The 17,872-nt window shown below is 67.3% G+C and carries 16 protein-coding genes; 6 read left to right on the top strand and 10 right to left on the bottom strand.

The window, feature by feature from the left end; all coding sequences use genetic code 11:
* Window positions 1–90: 90 nt before the first annotated feature.
* Window positions 91–1,860, bottom strand: a complete 1,770-nt coding sequence (argS, locus tag K8O92_12420) for an arginine--tRNA ligase (protein UAK34568.1) — start codon at window positions 1,858–1,860, stop codon at window positions 91–93.
* 89 nt (window positions 1,861–1,949) lie between these two features.
* Window positions 1,950–2,975, bottom strand: a complete 1,026-nt coding sequence (locus K8O92_12415) for an SDR family oxidoreductase (GenBank protein ID UAK34567.1) — start codon at window positions 2,973–2,975, stop codon at window positions 1,950–1,952.
* Here K8O92_12415 and K8O92_12410 point away from each other — a divergent pair.
* On the top strand, window positions 2,883–3,341 hold the full coding sequence (locus K8O92_12410) for a helix-turn-helix transcriptional regulator (GenBank protein ID UAK34566.1): 459 nt from the start codon (window positions 2,883–2,885) through the stop codon (window positions 3,339–3,341). The two genes, K8O92_12415 and K8O92_12410, sit on opposite strands and share 93 nt — an antisense overlap.
* A 136-nt stretch (window positions 3,342–3,477) precedes the next feature.
* Here K8O92_12410 and K8O92_12405 read toward each other — a convergent pair whose 3' ends face one another.
* Window positions 3,478–4,065, bottom strand: coding sequence for a dihydrofolate reductase family protein (locus K8O92_12405; GenBank protein ID UAK34565.1), 588 nt, complete (start codon window positions 4,063–4,065; stop codon window positions 3,478–3,480).
* A gap of 148 nt (window positions 4,066–4,213) precedes the next feature.
* Here K8O92_12405 and K8O92_12400 point away from each other — a divergent pair, with 148 nt between their 5' ends.
* Entirely contained in the window at window positions 4,214–5,215 is a 1,002-nt protein-coding gene (locus tag K8O92_12400; GenBank protein UAK34564.1) for a sigma-70 family RNA polymerase sigma factor, read from the top strand.
* 232 nt (window positions 5,216–5,447) lie between these two features.
* Here the strand turns inward: K8O92_12400 and K8O92_12395 are convergent, their stop codons facing one another.
* Window positions 5,448–5,642 (bottom strand): hypothetical protein, encoded by a 195-nt coding sequence (locus tag K8O92_12395; protein ID UAK35654.1) that lies wholly within the window; start codon window positions 5,640–5,642, stop codon window positions 5,448–5,450.
* A gap of 144 nt (window positions 5,643–5,786) precedes the next feature.
* On the opposite strand from K8O92_12395, the gene K8O92_12390 reads away from it, so the two are divergent.
* Window positions 5,787–7,511 (top strand): hypothetical protein, encoded by a 1,725-nt coding sequence (locus K8O92_12390; protein UAK34563.1) that lies wholly within the window; start codon window positions 5,787–5,789, stop codon window positions 7,509–7,511.
* 73 nt (window positions 7,512–7,584) lie between these two features.
* On the opposite strand, the gene K8O92_12385 is transcribed toward K8O92_12390, so the two are convergent.
* Both K8O92_12385 and K8O92_12380 read right to left on the bottom strand, forming a co-directional pair.
* Window positions 7,585–7,803 carry an MbtH family protein gene (locus K8O92_12385; protein UAK34562.1) on the bottom strand — a complete coding sequence of 73 codons (219 nt, stop codon included), beginning with the start codon at window positions 7,801–7,803 and terminating at the stop codon, window positions 7,585–7,587.
* A 310-nt stretch (window positions 7,804–8,113) separates the two neighbouring features.
* On the bottom strand, window positions 8,114–8,857 hold the full coding sequence (locus tag K8O92_12380) for an AMP-binding protein (GenBank protein ID UAK34561.1): 744 nt from the start codon (window positions 8,855–8,857) through the stop codon (window positions 8,114–8,116).
* Between the two features lie 1,261 nt (window positions 8,858–10,118).
* Here K8O92_12380 and K8O92_12375 point away from each other — a divergent pair.
* Both K8O92_12375 and K8O92_12370 read left to right on the top strand, forming a co-directional pair.
* Complete coding sequence (locus K8O92_12375; protein UAK34560.1) at window positions 10,119–11,384, top strand: hypothetical protein; 1,266 nt, start codon at window positions 10,119–10,121, stop codon at window positions 11,382–11,384.
* A gap of 61 nt (window positions 11,385–11,445) precedes the next feature.
* On the top strand, window positions 11,446–11,724 hold the full coding sequence (locus K8O92_12370) for a hypothetical protein (GenBank protein UAK34559.1): 279 nt from the start codon (window positions 11,446–11,448) through the stop codon (window positions 11,722–11,724).
* 227 nt (window positions 11,725–11,951) lie between these two features.
* On the opposite strand, the gene mftG is transcribed toward K8O92_12370, so the two are convergent.
* From mftG to mftA, 4 genes are all read right to left on the bottom strand, one after another.
* Window positions 11,952–13,403 carry a mycofactocin system GMC family oxidoreductase MftG gene (mftG, locus tag K8O92_12365; GenBank protein ID UAK34558.1) on the bottom strand — a complete coding sequence of 484 codons (1,452 nt, stop codon included), beginning with the start codon at window positions 13,401–13,403 and terminating at the stop codon, window positions 11,952–11,954.
* A gap of 100 nt (window positions 13,404–13,503) precedes the next feature.
* Window positions 13,504–14,904, bottom strand: a complete 1,401-nt coding sequence (mftF, locus tag K8O92_12360; GenBank protein ID UAK34557.1) for a mycofactocin biosynthesis glycosyltransferase MftF — start codon at window positions 14,902–14,904, stop codon at window positions 13,504–13,506.
* Window positions 14,905–15,133: 229 nt separating this feature from the next.
* The gene (gene mftC, locus K8O92_12355) at window positions 15,134–16,687 is read right to left on the bottom strand and encodes a mycofactocin radical SAM maturase (protein UAK34556.1); all 1,554 of its coding nucleotides are present in this window, start codon (window positions 16,685–16,687) and stop codon (window positions 15,134–15,136) included.
* Between the two features lie 16 nt (window positions 16,688–16,703).
* Window positions 16,704–16,802 (bottom strand): mycofactocin precursor MftA, encoded by a 99-nt coding sequence (mftA, locus tag K8O92_12350; protein UAK35653.1) that lies wholly within the window; start codon window positions 16,800–16,802, stop codon window positions 16,704–16,706.
* A gap of 399 nt (window positions 16,803–17,201) precedes the next feature.
* Between mftA and mftR2 the strand changes: the two genes are divergently transcribed.
* On the top strand, window positions 17,202–17,840 hold the full coding sequence (mftR2, locus tag K8O92_12345) for a mycofactocin system transcriptional regulator MftR2 (protein UAK34555.1): 639 nt from the start codon (window positions 17,202–17,204) through the stop codon (window positions 17,838–17,840).
* Window positions 17,841–17,872: the final 32 nt, after the last annotated feature.

Raw genomic sequence — 17,872 nt, 5'->3', positions numbered from 1 at the left:
GTTGCGGCCACGAGAGTGGAGCAGGTGGTGAAGTCGCAGTCGCGGTGCAGGATGCTTGCGGTGGCGGCGTTTCACCCTACGGTCGTCGGCTCACATGCGTTCAGGTGCTGCGATACCCAGGAGGTCCAGTCCGTGGGCGAGGGTGCGGGCGGTGAGTGAGCACAGTGCGAGGCGATTGGTTCGGGTCGGTTCGGGGGCGGTCAGGACGGGGCAGTTGTCGTAGAAGGTGGTGAAGTCGCGGGCCAGGTCGTAGAGGTAGCCGCACAGGCGATGCGGTTCCAGGGTGGACCCCACTTCCGCGACGGCGCTGCCGTACGCGTCCAGCTCCAGAGCGAGTGCGCGTTCGGCTGGTTCGAGAGCCTGCTCGGCATCCACCTCCGGGGTCGGCTCACCGGCTTTGCGGAGGATGGACCGGATGCGGGCGTGCGCGTATTGCAGGTACACCGCCGTGTTGCCGGTGAGGGCGGTCATGCGGGCGAGGTCGAAGGTGTAGTCCTTCACTCGTGAGGTGGACAGGTCGGCGTACTTCACCGCGCCGATGCCGGACTGCTCCGCGATCGAATCCAGCTCTGCCGCGGTGAGTTCGGGATTCTTCTCGCGCACGACCTCGCGGGCACGGGAGACCGCGTCGTCCAGCAGGTCCAGCAGACGCACGGTTCCGCCCGCGCGGGTCTTGAAAGGTTTGCCATCGGGGCCGAGCACCGTGCCGTAGGCGATGTGCTCGGCCTCGACGGTTTCGGTGAGCCACCCGGCGCGGCGGGCGGTCTCGAAGATCAACTGGAAGTGCAGGGCCTGGCGCGAGTCCGTGACGTACAGCAGCCGCTGGGCACGCAAAGTGCCGATGCGGTGGCGGATGGTCGCGAGGTCGGTGGTGTCGTAGCCGTAGCCGCCGTCGCGCTTGCGCACCATCAGCGGCACCGGCTGATCGTCGGGGCCGGTCACCGTTTCGGAGAAGACGACCAGCGCCCCGTCGCTCTCGACCGCGATGCCCTTGGCGACCAGTTTTTCGATGGTGTCGGCGAGCATCGGGTTGTAGAACGACTCTCCCACGTTGTCCTCCGGGGTGAGCAGCACGCCGAGCCGGTCGTAGATGTCACGGAATGCCTTCTCCGACTCGGCGACGATCTCGCTCCAGCGGGCCAGCGTCGCCGGGTCGCCGGCCTGCAACGCGACCACCCGCGCGCGGGACCGGTCGGCGAACTCCGGGTCGGCGTCGAAAGCCGCCCGCGCGGCCCGGTAGAGACCGTCGAGGGCCGAGACCGCCGAATCCTCGCCGCCGTCGAGGTCGTCGTGGCGCCACCGCGCGTCGGGGTGCTCATCGAGATATTGGATGAGCATCCCGAATTGAGTCCCCCAGTCCCCCAGATGGTTCTGGCGGATCACGTGCGCGCCGAGGAAGTCCAGCACGCGGGCCAGGCTGTCACCGATGATCGTGGTGCGCAGATGCCCGACGTGCATCTCCTTGGCGATGTTGGGGGCGGAGTAGTCGACCACGGTGCGGCGGCCGTCCTCGGTGGCCGCCACGCCGAGCCGATCGTCACCCAGCCGGGCGGCGACCTGCTGCCACACGGCTCGGTCGGACACCGTGACGTTCAGGAATCCCGGGCCGGACAACTCCACCGACCGGATCGACCGGTCGGGCGCGGAAGCCAATGCCGTCGCCAGTTCGGCCGCGTAATCCGACGGCCGGAGCTTCAACCGCTTCGCGAGTGCGAGCGCGGCATTGGACTGGAAGTCGGCGTGAGTGGATCGTCGGACCACAGGGTCTGCCCCCGCCGTTTCCGGCCGGGTTCGGTCGATCGCGTCGGAGACGGCGGCGGCGACCTGATCGAGCAATGGCAGAACCCCGGAGTGGGTCACGGAAAAGATCCTCCTGGTTGTAGGGATGCGTCAGTATCCCAACCAACCCGGCATCGATCACGTGAGTTTGCGGTACGTTCCGGGCCGGGTCAGTCGACGACCATGCCGCCGGTGAGGTTGGCGACCGCCCCGGTGATCGCGGCGGCGCGGTCGGAGGCGACGAAGGCGGCCACGTCCGCGATCTCGGCGATCGTGGGCAGCTGTTTGCGCAGCGTCCGCTCCGCCATACGGGAGCTGAATGCGTCGCGGCTGATGCCATAGGCATCGGCGTGCAGGCCATACACCTCGGAGAGCTGCGGCGATTCCGGCATTCCCGCCGCGTTCAAGCACACCACCCGGACGCCGTGCGGTCCGAGCTCGGCGGCCAGCCCCCGCGACAACGCTTCGATCGCCGCCCATGCCGGCGCCATCCCTCCCATCAGCGGGACGGCCGTTCGCGACGGAGACGCGGTGATCGTCAAGATGACGCCCGACCCCTGGCCGGTCATGCGTCGCGCGGCGGCTCTGGCGGTCAGGAAGTTGGCCTTGGGATAGGTGGACATCGGCAGGTCGAAGCCGTCGAGGGGCAGGTCGGCGATCCGAGTGCCCTGAATACCGGTCTGGGGCAGGCTGATCGCGTTGAACGAGATATCGAGGGAGCCCGCCTCGGCGACCACCGCGTCCGCGTGATTTTCCACGGCGTCCTCGTCCAGCACGTCCACCGTGGCGACGTCGGCGACACCACCCGACGCCCTGATCTCGTCAGCGACCGTCTCCAGCGTGGAGCGGGTGCGTCCGGCGAGGAACACCCGCGCCCCTTCGCCTGCGAAAGCGCGCGCGACCACGCTTCCGACGGCTCCTCCGGCCCCGTAGACGATCGCGTTCTTCTTCTCGAGCAGCACTACTGACTCCTTGTTCGGGACCGGCCATCGATCCGGGTGGGCAGGTGCGAGCACCGCCGACCGAATCTGGTTTCGTGATGAAACCAGGTGAACATAGCAGTCGGAAGTTTCGTGATGCAACCGCTGGGATATGCTGAGACGATGCTCGGCCGGACGTACGAAACGCAGGACTGCTCCGCGGCGCGGGCGCTCGAGATCGTCGGTGAGCGCTGGAGCCTGGTGATCATTCGTCATGCGCTCTTCCGGGGTGTCACCCGCTTCGGGGACTTTCAGCGCAGCCTCGGGATCGCGCGCAACATCCTCGCCGCCCGTCTCGATTGGTTCGTCGAAATGGGGCTGATGGATCGGCGTCCCGATCCGGCCGGATCGTCGTACCACGAGTACGTGCTGACCGAGAAGGGCCACGAACTGCAACCGGTGATCGTGGCCCTCACGCACTGGGGTGACCGATGGGCCGCGCCGGGCGAGCCGCCGGTCGTCCTCCGGCACACCGCGTGCGGCGGCGCGGTCCACCAGCAAACCGTTTGCCAGGACTGCGGCCGACCCGTGGGCATCGACGCGGTCGAAGCGCAGCCCACGGCGGGCCACCCGGTGACCTGACCTACCCGATCGAGCCCCGTTTGCGGCGGCGGTCGACCGGGGGCCGGGGCCACAGCCGCCGAGGAGCACCCCGGCTTCAACCCAGCAGGCGGGCGGGGCGACCTCGACAGCCCATCAGTGCTCATCGATACCGGGCTCACGCACGCTGAGCATGTCGGACGTGCTGATAGACGAGAAAGACGAGGCTCGAGCCGACCGTGCGCACATCGATGAGGCGCAGAGATTTCTTGTCGCCGGTCTCGCCGAACAGTCGCCGTCCGGCCCCGAGCACGACCGGATACACCGTCAGCCGCAGTTCATCGACGAGGCCGTGCTCGATCAGCGCGTGGACCAACCGGGCGCTGGCGTAGACGACGATGTCACCGTCCAGCTCCCGCTTCAATCTCGAGACCTCGTCGACCATCTCACCCGCGAGGACTGTCGAGTTGCTCCACTCGGCCTTCCCGAGGGTCGAGGACACGACGTACTTGGGCAGGCTGTTCAATCTGTCCGCCCACGCGCCACTCCTGGACAACCAGCGCGCGGCGAACCACTCGTCGCTGCGCCGGCCGAGCAGCAGCGCCTCTGCGCCCCACGCCTCGGCGAGCTGGAGCTCGGCCCACGCTTCCCGGTCCTCGTCTCCGATCCGGAGGAACCAACCGCCACGGTCGAAGCCCTCCGCACCGGTCGGATCCTGGACGACTCCGTCGAGCGAGACGTTCTGGCTGATGATGATCTTTCCCATTCGGGTCTCCTGAGTCGGCGACAGCTACCACCCGATACAGACACCGCGACGGCGGAGAAGTGGCGCTCGCCGACCGACCCCTTTGCGCCGTGGATGGTGTCTGTACACGATGGAAGTGCCCCGACGCGCGGGAGCAGGTGATGCGAGGGTGGCAGCCGGTGACCTGATGTCCCGGGCGCGAGCCGGAGACGGCGAGGCGTTCCGGGAGCTGATCGCGCCCCACCGCCGGGAGCTCCAGGTGCATTGCTACCGGATGCTCGGATCGTTCCAGGACGCCGAGGACGCCTTGCAAGAAACGCTGCTGTCGGCCTGGCAGAGCTTCGGCGGGTTTCAGGGCCGCGCCTCGCTGCGCACCTGGCTCTACCGCATCGCCACCAACCGGTGTCTCAATGCGCGCCGGTCTGCCGGGCGACGCCGTGCCAAGGAGTGGGACGTGCCCGGCGTCGAACCGCCCGAGCCGACCCGTCTCGGCGAAATCGCCTGGTTGGAGCCATTTCCGGACGCACTGGCCGAGGGTGTCATCGACGCGCCGCTCGGCCCGGAAGCCCGCTACGAGCAGACCGAAGCCATCTCCCTTGCCTTCGTGACCGCGCTGCAGACCCTGCCGCCGCGCCAAGTCGCCGTGCTCATCTTGCGCGATGTGCTCGGATTCCACGCCGAAGAGGTGGCGGGCATGCTGGACTCGACGGTCGACTCGGTCAAGAGCGCTCTCAAACGGGCGCGCGCGGGCTTGCGGTACCGACGGCCCACGAGCGTCTCCCCGCCCTCCTCCTATGCACCCGCAGAGGAGGTGATCGTGGCGAGATTCGTCCGCGCGTGGGAATCGGCCGATCTCGACGCGCTGGTGCGCCTTCTGACCGACGACGTCTTCGTGTCCATGCCACCGATTCCCTTCGAATACCAAGGCCGAGACGTCGTGGCGCGTTTCTTCGCCGGTATCTTCCGGGCGGGCCGGAGATTCGACCTCGTTCCGACGCGAGCCAATGGTCAACCGGCGCTCGGAGCCTATCTGCGCGCGCCGACCGGCATCCGCTACGGAACCGGCCTTTACGTCCTCACCCTGAGCGGAGACCGGATCAGCGCCATGACGCGCTTCGACAACAGCGTGCTCCCGTCGTTCGGGCTCCCGCGATCGCTTCCGAGCGCATAGTCGACATCCCGGCAGCGGATGAATTACTCGACGGCTCCGGAGATTCCATCTGCCGAAGGAGCGGAGCCTGTCGCGCTGCGCGAACACCGGTGGGTCCTCGTATCCCCGTCGTACGGAGACACGAGGACCCCGGCGCTGATCGGGTCCCCTCGCCATAGCCCCGATCAGCGGGTGAACACCGCCGCCGCGCGGATCACGCCGATCGGCAACGAGTTCGAGCGCCGACGTTCGGTCAACGCGAGTATCCGTCGGCCCGGCTGTCGGGCACGACTCGGCCGGACGCGACCAGGGTGCGGAAGGCCGCCTGCTTGCGCGGGCAGGCATCCGCGCGGCAGGGGCGGTGGCCCTGCATCACCCGATGCGCCTGTTCGACGGTGAACGGCTCATCGGGCGGCCGGTGCGCGTCCTCGGCGCGGCAATGCGGCAGACAGGAACCGACACCGACGATCGCTCCTACCAGCAGCGCGCACACGCTGAGCATGCTCAGCAGCGGGTTCATGGCCGTTCACGGGCCGTCGGCCTGCCGGGAGCAGAATGCCGATGCGGCTAGATACTGCCGGCAACTCGCGCCGTGCCCGGCGTGCACGGCGCAGAGAAAGCGCGCGCGATCGTAAGTAAGACCGAGTGGCTCCTGAGAGCAGTCGCGGCTTTGAATCAGCAACAGCTCACGGACATCCGAGTGCAGCACTTCCATCCTCAACCTCCATCAGCGCAGTGCACCCGGCACCGAGAGGACGCCGCCGGACCGCGCTCGACACGGATGGATCGGGCCGTGTCGGGACCGTGCGCCGGGTTCCGGACAACGGGCGCCCTCGACAGGGTTTGGGCGGATCCCCGATGCCGGGTGCGATTCAACAGTGCGCGTTGCGATTCGGTAGATAACAGACCCGAATGCGGTAATTGCGAGTACTTTCCGTTTGTAGCGGCCTGGAGGGAGGAACAGAGACCTATGGTGGAGGTCGACTGGACGGGTGAAGCTGTACATGCGCTTCGCACGGCGATGAAGCGGAGCCGTTACGAATTCGCGCGTCTAGTGGGCGTCACACCGCGCACCGTGGTCCTGTGGGAGAACGGCCGGACAACCCGGATGCACGCCGCTAGCCAGCGTCTCCTGGACAGGGTCCTGTCGGAAGTCGATTCCGTCGTCGTCGCTCGATTCGAACGGGCGATCACAGCGGGCCGGGAGCCGGCCTCCGATGGTGCGCGCGCCGATTCGGCGCCCGAGAGGCACACCAAGCTCGGTAGGGAAATCGGGCTCGACAAGGAAGTCGAGGAAGACGACGTGAGAAGGCGAGAACTGCTGGCCTGCATCGGCGCGGGCCTGGCAGGCCAGGCTGCGGACCTGGTGGCGAGTGAACCGGAGCGGATGCTGGCAACCCTGGACGCGGGGTCGATCAGCGAACGGCGACTGGCGTTCCTGGAACAGTCTGCCGAGGTCCTCGGCACGCGGGTGGTCCAGGTGCCGCCGCACGAGTTGTTGCAAACCGGGCTCGAGCAATTCCGTTTGGTCCGTGGGTGTCTCGGCGAACGACAGCCCACCCATCAGCAGGTCCGGCTGGTGCGCACCGCTGGCCGACTGGCGAACGTGGTCGGTGAGATCCTCTTCAACGAGGGGCATTTCGGCCAGGCGCGCATGTGGTACGCCACCGCGATCCATGCCGCACAGGACATCGGCGACCGCTATTCGGAAGACATAGCCTTGGCCGGTCTCGCGTATTTGCCGACCTATAGCGATAAACCAAAGGAAGTTTTGCAGTTACTCGACGGTCGCTTGCAAGAAAATCCGTCTTATGGCCCGGCGGCCGCATGGTTGTGGGGAATGGCGGCGCGCGCACACGCCAGCCTCGGTCATGCCGACGAATTCGCACGGTGTATCGCACGATCGGCTTCGGCATTGGACGACGTCGGGCCGGAAGACCTTTCGGTCGGTATCTTTTCTTTCCGCCCGGAGAAACTCGCCTTTTATCAGGCGATCGGATATTCCCGCCTCGGTCGCGCCGAGGAGACCGCCGCGGCGGCCGCCCACGCCATGGCGCTGTACGACCCGTCGGAGACCATGGAACCCGCCCTGGTCCGGTTCGAGCACGCCACGGCGCTGCTGGCCTCCGGCGAGATCGATGAAGCCTGCGCGGTGGCGACCAGCGCGATCACCAACACGCGCACCTACATCGGACTCACGGTTACCAAACGCGCCAAACAGTTCGACTCGGCGCTCGGCGGCCTGCGCACCAGAGCCGTCAGCGAATGGCGACAGCAAGCGCACGCGGTGATCGCCTCCGCGCACACCGAGGTCTGAGCCCGCGGACGTGGGCGGGGCGCGCCGGTCGGCAGGGGGACGAGGGCCGGCGCGCCCCGGCGTACTCAGGTGGTCAGTTCGCTTCGCCGGACACGGAGCCGGGGAGCGAGTCGGCGCGCATATCCACCCAGTGGGTCTGCACGTACCGCAGGCACGCATTGCGGTTGGCGGCGCCGTAGGCGATGGACCAGCCGCCGGGGACGGCGGCGAAGATCGGCCATAAGGAGTGTTCGCCTTCCTGGTTGATCAGGACGTAGAACATGGCGTCGCCGTCATCGAACGGGTTGCTCATTTCCGATTTCCTTCTTCCGCCGAACCAGGGACGGGACTCCCGGGTGAAGTCCGTCGTGCTGGGCGACAACGATCCGCGCGATACGGGTCAGGGGCGCGAAAACTCCCACGCCGAGGCCTCGAAAGTGGCCGGGGTCGTGAACAGAATGCCGTCGTGCGCGTCGATATTGTATTCGTCCGAGATCCGCCTGATCCGATCGACTGCCGAATCGTACTGCATCGCAGAGTCATCGGGCCGACCGATCGAACCGGTGGTGAAGAGGCCGCGGGCGCACCGGAGTCGCGTGGTACGCGTCGGACACCGGCGCCGCCTATCTGCCCGCGCGCATAGCGCGCGATGGCGGCTCATCGAAGAGATCCGCGCCGCGAATGGATCGCGCTGGAACCCCCGCCGGTACCGAACCTTCCCCGAGTCCGGCACCGGCGGAGCTCTCGGTGACCGTGAGCTGGAGCTTGGTCACTCCGGTATCCAGGGTACTGGTGGCGACCGACAGTTCGGGCGGTTCGAATGCGATTGCCCCGGCGTTGTGAAAGGCGCGCGACACCTGGCACAGCGGATGGCGTGAAAGCGGAACCAGCGGCGGCCGTGGCCGTGCCCGCAGCTGCGCGACCAAGGACGCGCCGCCGATTCCACCGGCCCGCTCGACGAGTTCGCCGGGTTCGGCCACCGTGCAGGCGGCGAACACCTCGCGAACTTCGAGCGGGCAGTTCAGGTCGGCGGAGAACCGAGCGGCGACCTGCGTGGTCACCGAACTGTTTCCGCCGAGTGTGAAAATGTCGTCGTTCCGACCGACCAGCTTGTTACGGAGCACTTCGGCGCATGCCCGCGTGACCGCTTGCTCCACGGCGGTCAGCTCCGGCCGCGCGACATAACCCCGGGCGAGCTGTACCCCCGACAGATACAGCTCACCCGGCGCCCCGACCGGTACCGGCCGAAGCCGCGCATCGAGGACGTAGAGCCCGGTGTCGAACACCGGCGTGCCGAGCGGCACCGAGAGGGTACCGGTGTCGGCGAGTTCGGGAAAGGGGAGGTGGACCGGCTTCGTATCGCGCACCAGAGCCTCCTACCCGGCGAAACAACGGCTATCCGAACCTTGGACAGCACGAACAAGCCGTGCACCCGGCTGCCCAGCCCGGGTGCACGGCGTCGACCACCGATGCGAGTCGATGATCAGGGCAAGAGATGCGAGGCGCACTCGCGCGAAAACCGGCCAATCCTCCAACGTCGTCGCCGTGGAGCGGTCGCCACGGCTGAATCAGCTACGTCGCACGGTCCCGATCCGTGCAGTGCGAACATTAGGCGCTCCGCGAATAAAAAGGAACTCTCCCCCGAAAATCCTGGACGTATGTCCAACCCGACCCTCGACGGCGGATGCGCACGGTCGGCCTCGACCGAGTCTGCGTTCGAGGCTTGTTCGGTCCTTACCCCTGCCTACGGGGTCGTCTCCGGCTGTGGTGCGCCGCGTTCGATCGGCCGCGGTGAGCTCGAGCAGTATGTTCACACGTCAAGGCGAGCGAGCGCATCATCGAGCGGAACAGCGTTGCGCGCGGCGAACTCACGGCGGGCGCGAAGTTCGGCGCGGGTCCGCGGCCGGTACTTCGGTGCCCGGCCACAGCCACACGGTTCGAAACCCTCATAACGCAGTCCGGCGCCGACCACGGCGGCGACTACCGACCAAGCCCGGGTGTCACGGCGAGGGGGCGCCGCGAAGTCATGCCCCGCACACGACATCGGTGTACCGCATCGCGGGCAACGGTGCGCTACAGCGGCAGTCGGCGGGTGCCGCTTGAACGACACCCGGCACGCTACGCACACATAGTGCAGTTTGTAGTGCACGAAAGCGTAGGTACACATAAAGCGACGATATCCTCATCGTTCCGGCCCGGCCATCGCTTTTCATCAGCGCTGGGACCTCCCGTCAACCGATCTTCTGCTGGGCGCTATGCCGCCGAGCCAGGGGCTCGTCGGCATCAAAGTTCGCGACGCCAGGGGCCGGGTCACCACGAGCACCTACCAGCCGGAGGTGGCTGATAGATGTGGTACCAACCCGACGATGCGCGTCGCATTCAGTGGTCGTCCGGCCCCGCGCGATGCCGCGCTCGCCATGGCTGGGAGTCGCCTCGCTGCCGACTGGCGTGTCGCGGAGAAGTAGCCTCAGCTTTCGGGAGGTGCCCTTGTGCCAGCGAAGTCACACCGGCGGCGACGGCGCCGCGAGGCGGGAATCAGCAGAGGTATGAGGACTGTTGTCAGGAAATAGGCTGCAACGGTTTCTCATCGACATGGCCGATTGCTTGCGTAACCGCCCCGTGCCACGCGTGACGGAGCATCTCGAGGGCACCTACAGAGGCCCGATCGGCGCGGATGGTCTTCGAGCTGTCGGCCATGGACACCGTGAGCTCGACGAGTCGAATGCCAGAGCGTTGGAACGCGCCATGGATGGCAGCGCGTCGTCAGATGGGAGGTCCGCAAGACTGGCTCCCCCGCTCGACCCTCATAAGTGGGTCAACCGCCATGGTCTGCCGGAAACCCAGCGCCAGTATCACGTGGACGACTACATCAGAATGTGGCAGCGCCACCACGGCCGACCGATGACTACCCGCGAAGTAACAGTGCTGCGCCTCGGGTGCGTCGGCGTTACAAAGCTACACCTCGGCCAACTGGATCTCACCAAAGTACCACCGGCAAACCTCGCCTTCGCCGATCCGAGCACACACCGGGTAATTCAAAACGCCGAGAAGGTGCTCGCACCCGGCGAAGTGGCCAACGCAAAAGTGAAGACCTACCGCAAACTACTCACCGAAGCGGAGAACACCGTAAAGAAACACGGCATGAACTGGTCATACACAGATACCGATGGAATCACGAGAAGTGCCCCCGACCACATCCGGCATGTCAAGAAAACCTTGGAGCAGGCGAAGGTGGAAGCGCGAGAAACCTGGTCCGAGCTCGCCAAGGAGCATATCAAAGAGATGCGGGATGCTCGGCGTGATGCGCGGGTCGAGGGTGATATGCGCACCTTCGAGAAGGTGCAGAACTATGCGCGAAAATTCGAAGACATATTGGCGACCAAACCAGCGGACGCCGAGGAGTTCATGCGCCGGGTGAAATCCGACCCAGACCTGGCCCAGCTACGAGGCGTAGAGGATCACCTGCCGCCCGGCAATCCTTCGGAATGGAAGCCGGTGATTTATTCGAAGCACTTCTGGTCCGGTCAAGAGATGGCACGCGACAGCAGTGGAAACCTGGTTAAGAACAAGGACGGATTGATCGAGACCAGGGCTAAGGAGACCCCCGATGCCACCCGATTCACACCGGACCCGACAACAGGACAGGTCGACATGTCAGGGGATTACGACCAGCCGAAACCTGGACATACGAATTGCGATTACGGATTGTACGACGAGGAGACCGGCAGCTGGTGGCATGCCAATCATGGGGATTGGCGAGAGTTTCCCGAATTCGGGGATCCGGCGCTGGATCCAATGAAGGTGTACCAGAGCACACCGGAGAAGTTTTTCTCCGGATACCCCGATTTCGACAGCTCGGTGATCTGCATCGGATTTGCCAAGGTTACTCCGTGACCCGGAGTATCGTCGGAATTTCTGTACTGCCGGTCCGGCATGTAGTGGTTAGGATGTGACAATGGACCTCGCCGATTACGTCGACCAACCTGCCATACTGTTCGGGATCGCCGAGAACGCGGCCGCTGGTGCCGTTCTACGGTGCGGTGAGGCCTCGCATGTGTATATCGACGGCCTTTCCCAATGGGACGACAGCGACCAGTATGCCGCCTTCGAGGTCACCGGCACCCTCCTCGAGGAGGGCAGTGACGATCACCTCCGCGCCGGTGAAGGCCCTGTCATCCATGGCATAGGAAGGCACTACGTCATAAAGAACGCCACCTGGGAACGCATCTCATAACCGTTGGGGCAGCAGTGTGCTCCCCTGCTGCTACGACTCAGGTGCAGGGCCAGGATGAAGCGGTTGCGACGTCCCTCGATGGGCTTCGCGTTCCCCGAGGAGGAGCGGGCGACCCGCGCCGCTGGCGAGCCGCACGATCGCGCGGCCCTCGTCGTCCAGGTCCAAGACTTCGAACACGCGAACCCCCTTCGTGACCAAGAGCACCTTGTCACCGACCTGGACCTACTTCATCCGCCGAAGTGCGCGGCCGCCTTCTCCGCGATCATCATCGTCGTGGCCTGCGGTCCACGTCCCAGCGGCACGGGAACAACGGACAGATCCACGACCGACAATCCGGTTATGCCGTGCACCCGGCACATCTCGTCGACTACGGCCGCCACATCGTCCTCCGGTCCCATGCGGCAAGTTCCGGACATGTGTTGAGAGGTGGCGAGATTCGCGCGTAGCCAGTCCTCCGGGGCCGGGGACTCCGGAATCGGATCGACGGGGCGCGCGTTCATTCTCCGCAGCAGCCCGCCCGCCGTCGCCACCGCCTCCCACAGCCGGGCGCGATCGGGCTCCGCGGTGAGATAGCGGTAGTCGATCAGCGGCGCGACTCCGGGTTCGGCCGACCGCAAGCGCAGTACGCCGGCCGATCGCGGGCGCATGAGCGTGACTCCGAGCCTGCGCACTCCGGGCGTGAACGACACCGAATAGGGCCGGATCTCGACATCATCGATCTCGAGCACGGTCTCCAGCGGGACGGTCGGCGGTTCGGCCAGATCGAGCAGATAGGAGATGCCCACTTCCGGATGGTCGCTGAGCCACGCGCCGACCGGGGCGGGGTGCACCACCGGGAGGCCCAGCGCGCGCAGCTCTTGCGGGTCGCCGATTCCGGAACGCAACAGCAGTGTCGCCGACTCGATCGCACCGGCGCACAGCACGACGCGATCGGCCCACTCGACGCCGCTCTTGCCGTCGCGAACGCACTCGACGCCGACCGCTCGCGTTCCGTCGACGCGGATCCGCGTGATATATGTCTCCCCCACGACGGTCAAGTTCGGGCGGGCCAACGCGGGCAGCAGATAGCCGACCCCGGGGCCGATCCGCCTGCCCTCGTCGCAGTTGCACGGCACCGCCCCCACACCCTCGCCGCTGTCGGGCGCATTGAGATCGGGCACTTCGGCGAACCCGTCGGCCAGACACGCCTCGGCGAACGCGGCGCTGACGGGGGACGGGTTCGCCGGGCGCAGCACGGGTATCGGGCCGCGGTCACCGTGCCAGGGCTGATCGCCGAAGTCCAGGTCGCGCTCGCTGCGGCAGTAGAACGGGAGCACGGAGTCGAACGACCAGGCGTCCGAGCCGCCGAGCACCCGGCACCAGGCGTCGAAATCCGCGGGCGCGGCCCGGACGAAGTAACTGCCGTTGACCGCCCCCGAGCCACCGATCAGCTTGCCGCGCACGATCGTCCCCGGCACCGGGGGATCCTCGGCGAGGGCGACCTCGTAGCGCCACAGCCATCCCGCCTCCGGACCGATCGGCAGCGCTGCCGCGTCCAGCAACTCGGCCGGCATCGAGTCGAGCCCGGTCCACAGCGGTCCGGCCTCGAGCAGCCGCACCGCGTGCGCCGGATCGGCGCTCAATCGCTCCGCCAGGACACACCCGGCGGTACCGCCCCCGACGATGAGTGTGTCGGCCATTCGGCCTCCCGTTCAGTATCTCGGCGCGGTGCGCGCCGCCGGACGACGACGCGGCGGTGGTGCGGGCAAGATTCGAGTCATCGCGGGTCGTTCGGCTCGGTCAGCGGGACGGGGTGGTGGGCTTGAGCGCTTCCAGGCTGCGCGCGCGGAAGGCGCCGAGCCACAGGCCGGTGCCGTAGGCGATGTCGTCGAGTCGCTTGTAGGCCACGTAACGCACGGGATCCAGACCGCCCGCGTCGCGGTGGGTGAACCAGTCGGCCAGGCCGTCGGCGACCGCCATGGTGAGCGCGATGTGCCGGATCCGCCGCGAGACGAGCATCGCCAGCAGGGTGATCGGCCAGTAGTGCCTGCACATCGCCGAGGCAAGGCGCCACAGCCCGGCGAAGAAGCCGCGCGCCAAGTAGATCGCGGCGATCCGGGTGGGGTTGTCCAGCCCCGTGAAGACGCGGCGAAGCCGGGTCAGCGCGGTGACCAGGGTGACGAGGCCGCCGAGTAGTCCCCACTTGGTCAGCGTCGCGAACAGGAACGCGGCCAGCAGCGTCCAGGACGGCACCGACAGCGGCGAGACCGTTCCCGCGTGCCGCTCGCCCAGCGGCGCGGCGCCGGTGCCGTAGAACAGCTTCCGGCCGAACCAGGCGCGGAAGCTCACCCGGTGGTCGTGCGCCACGTGCGCCGCGGGCTCGTAGCGCAGCCGCCAGCCCGCGCGCTCCAGCCGCCAGCACAGGTCGACGTCTTCGGCGACGTGCATCGACTCGTCGAATCCGCCTTGTTCCAACAGCGCCCTGCGCCGCGCCAGCAGGGCCGCGCTCGGCACGTAGGACACCAGTCCGCGCGAGTGCACGGCTGCCTCGCGCCTGCCCAGATCGAGCGAGGAGCGGGTGTGCTCGTAACGCGCAAGCGCGGTGGACTCCGGGTCCAGCGCGACGATCCGCGGGGCGACCAGCGCCACCCCCGGGTCGCTGAAGTGGCCGAGCATCACCTCGAGCCACCCGCTGCGCGGCACCACGTCGGAGTCCAGGAACGCGACGAAGTCGGTTGTCGCCGCCCTCAAGCCGGCGTTGCGTGCGGCCGCGGGGCCCTGTTTGCGGTCGTGGCGCAGCACGGTCACGCGGCAGCGGGTGCCTCGGTTGCGCGGGATCCGCACCGGCTGGTCGGACCCGTCGTCGACCACGACGACGTTGTGCCCCCGCAGCGCGGCGAGCAGCCGCGCCAGCCCCTCGGCGTTGTTGTGCAGCGGCACGATGACGGTGACGTCCTCCGGCGAAGGCAGCAGCCGGGGCCGGGGGTTGGCCACTCCGGAGTCGAGCAGTCGTCTGGCAACGACAGCGGACTTCGGGCCGGTCACCTCGAGGTACCCGTCACCGATCATCTCGGCGGCCTCCGGGGCAAGTCGCAGCAACCTGGCGGGCGAACCGCCGATCAGGACCCGCCCATCGGAGTATGCGCGTACCCGAGGATCGATCCGCACCCCGAATCCATCTGGCAGGCGATCATGGCGCATTCCTGGCATGCTAGGCGGAGTTTCGCGTGCGGGCAGCAACAGTCCGGAAAAACGGCGGAATTCCGGGAGAAAGCGGCCCACCACCGCGAGCCGACCGCGCCACGACCGATGCCGAGAGTTCGCTCGCAGGCTTGACTCAGCATCCGGCAACGCAGCGGCTATCGCCTGGTCGAGAACCCGGCGATAGCCACTCTCGCGCTTTTGGCACACTTTCAGCAAACTGTGGGCGTCATGTCAGCGGGTTCTCATCGCAGGCCCGGGACGGGCGGCGTTCCGGCGAAAATCCGGCCGGGCGCGTCGCGCTCAGCGTCAACGGAACCGGCCCGCCTTTCCGACCGCTCGCGCGCGGCGCGACCCGACGGGAGTGGTCGACCGACGAACGCGGGATCATCCGCGCGGTGTCGGCCAGCGCCGCCTCGGCGTAGCCTTGGACGCACTCCGGATCCGGTCCGTCGGCGGGAAGCCCGGTGAAGAACTTCGCCGCCATGCAGCCGCCCCGGCAGGCGTCGTAGTGGTTGCACGACGCGCACGCACCGCCGCCGCTGGGCTCGCGCAACTCGCCGAACAATTCCGAGGACCGCCATACGGCCCCGAAACCTCCGTCGGTCACCACGTTTCCGGCGCGGAACCGGTCGTGGATGGCGAAGGGGCAGGCATAGACGTCACCGACCGGGTCTACCAGGCAGACCACCCGGCCCGCGCCGCACATGTTCAGTCCCGGCAGCGCCTGGCCGAACGCGGACAGGTGGAAGAACGAGTCACCGGTGAGCACACCTTCCCCGTTGCGCAGCAGCCAGTCGTAGAGCACGCGTTGCTGATCCGGAGTCGGATGCAACTCGTCCCACACGTCCGCGCCCCGCCCCGACGGCCGCAGCCTGGTCAAACGCAAGGTGGCGCCGTATCTTTCGGCAATGGCCCGGAACTGGTCGAGCTGTGCGATGTTGTGCCTGGTCGCCACCACCGACAGCTTCGCGTCCTCGAACCCCGCCGCGGCGAGGTTCTCCAGTGCCCGGATGGCCATGTCGTAGGAGCCGGGTCCGCGCACGGCGTCGTTGACCGCGGCGTCGGCGCCGTCCAGGGACACCTGCACGTCGACATAGTCGCTGGCCGCGAGGCGGGCCGCGACCTCGGGCGTGATCCGAACCCCGTTGGTGGAGAACTTGACTCCCACATGGTGCGCGGTCGCGTAATCGACCAGCTCCCAGAAGTCCGGGCGCACCGTGGGCTCGCCGCCGCCGATGTTCACGTAGAACACCTGCATGCGCTCGAACTCGTCGATCAGCGCCTTGCACTGCTCGGTGCTCAGCTCGCGCGGATCGCGGCGGCCCGAGGACGACAGGCAGTGCACGCAGGACAGATTGCAGGCGTAGGTGAGTTCCCAGGTCAGGCAGATCGGCGCGGCGAGGCCGGATTCGAAGCGATCCACCAGGCGTACCGCCTTGTCCGACGGCGGGACCACCCCCGAGGTCAGCGGCGGCGCGGCCGCGCCGGCGACGGCGGGCGCGGTGGGTGCGCCGGCAGGCGCACCCACGATCATGGCGGAATCGGCGAGCTGGGTCAGCGCCTCGGCGTATGCCCCGGCGCTTTCCTCCGGCACGCCCGCCGCGTGCAGTGCGCTGCGGGCCGACACGTGTTCCGGCAGCGACCGGACGATCTCGACGATCCGCGGACTCTTCAGGAAGGAGAGTTTGCGCGTACCGAAGTGGTAGAGCAGCGCGCCGAAGGGCTCCGGACGCAGCGCCACTCGCGGGTGCAGCTGCCAGCGGGTATCGAGATCGAGCATCGTCGTCGTCCGCCCGTCAGTAGACGCCGCACATGCCGTCGATGGACACCTCTTCGATGAGGCTCTCCTCGACCAGCGGCGCCTCTTCGGACGAGCGCGCGGCGGCGGCCTCCATCCGTCCGGTGTTGTCGGTGTCGGCGTGCCCGATGGACCCGTATTCCGGCATGGTTACCTCCGCGAGGTCGATCCGTGTGCGGTACTGCACAGCGCAGCCCGTCCTGACACAATAACGTCATGAGCTGACAAAAGAACAGGTTTCAGTCACTGCGCCGGCGATCGAGCGGTCCGGCGGCCACACGCCCGGATGACCGGCCGATTCGACGCTGCGCCGAGTCTCACCGGCGGCGACGAGCCCGACACCCGGCGCTCTAGACTGCGGGTGGCAAGCAGCTGAACAGAATGTGACGGGCAGCACACGCTCGCACTGGTAGAGGTGGCATGGGAGTCGGACGAATGCAGGCGAACGGGGGCGGCGGCACGCCGTGGTGCGAGCATCAGGCCCGGAGGCGGAAGCTTGCGTAACCAGGGAGGGACCGCGAGCACCACCAATGGAACGCTGTCGGAGTCGGAGATCGTCGAGGCCGCGCTGCGGGTGGTACGCGAGGACGGCGTGGAGAAGTTGTCGATGCGGCGACTATCCCGCGAACTCGGCGTCTCGCCGATGGCGCCCTATTATTACGTCGCCGACAAGCGCGAACTGCTCGACCTGGTCGCCAGCGCGGCGCTGACCGGAGTACGCACGTCACCGCCCGAATCCGGGCCGTGGCAGCATCGGCTGCGCGACTTGGTCGACCAGATCGACGAGAAGCTGCGCAAGCATCCCGGACTCGGCGACATTCTGATCGAGCAGATGCTCGGCAAACAGCTGGACCTGATCGCCGCGATCATGGACCTGCTGGCCGAGGCGGGCTTCGACGACCGCAACGTGCTCGCCGCCTACGCCACCATCCACACTTATCTGTTCGGCCGCAGCCGGGTGAATCCGCGCGACCGCTCGGCCCCGGCGGACGTCACGCTGCCGCCCGTGGTCGAGCGGGCCACCCGGTACATCGGCGACCTGCGCGGACGGTACTCCTACGACTTCGGCATGGAGGTGCTGATCGCCGGTCTCGAAGCCCAGCTTGTCCGCCAGGCGACCACCGACGTACGATGAAACTGAAACACGTTCTAGTTTTGGCGTCGCGG

Origin of the sequence: Nocardia asteroides (genome assembly GCA_019930625.1) — a bacterium.
GTDB classification, from domain to species: domain Bacteria; phylum Actinomycetota; class Actinomycetes; order Mycobacteriales; family Mycobacteriaceae; genus Nocardia; species Nocardia sputi.
The sequence above is the reverse complement of the archived record's forward strand: the minus strand, read 5'-3'. Positions and strand labels throughout refer to the sequence as shown.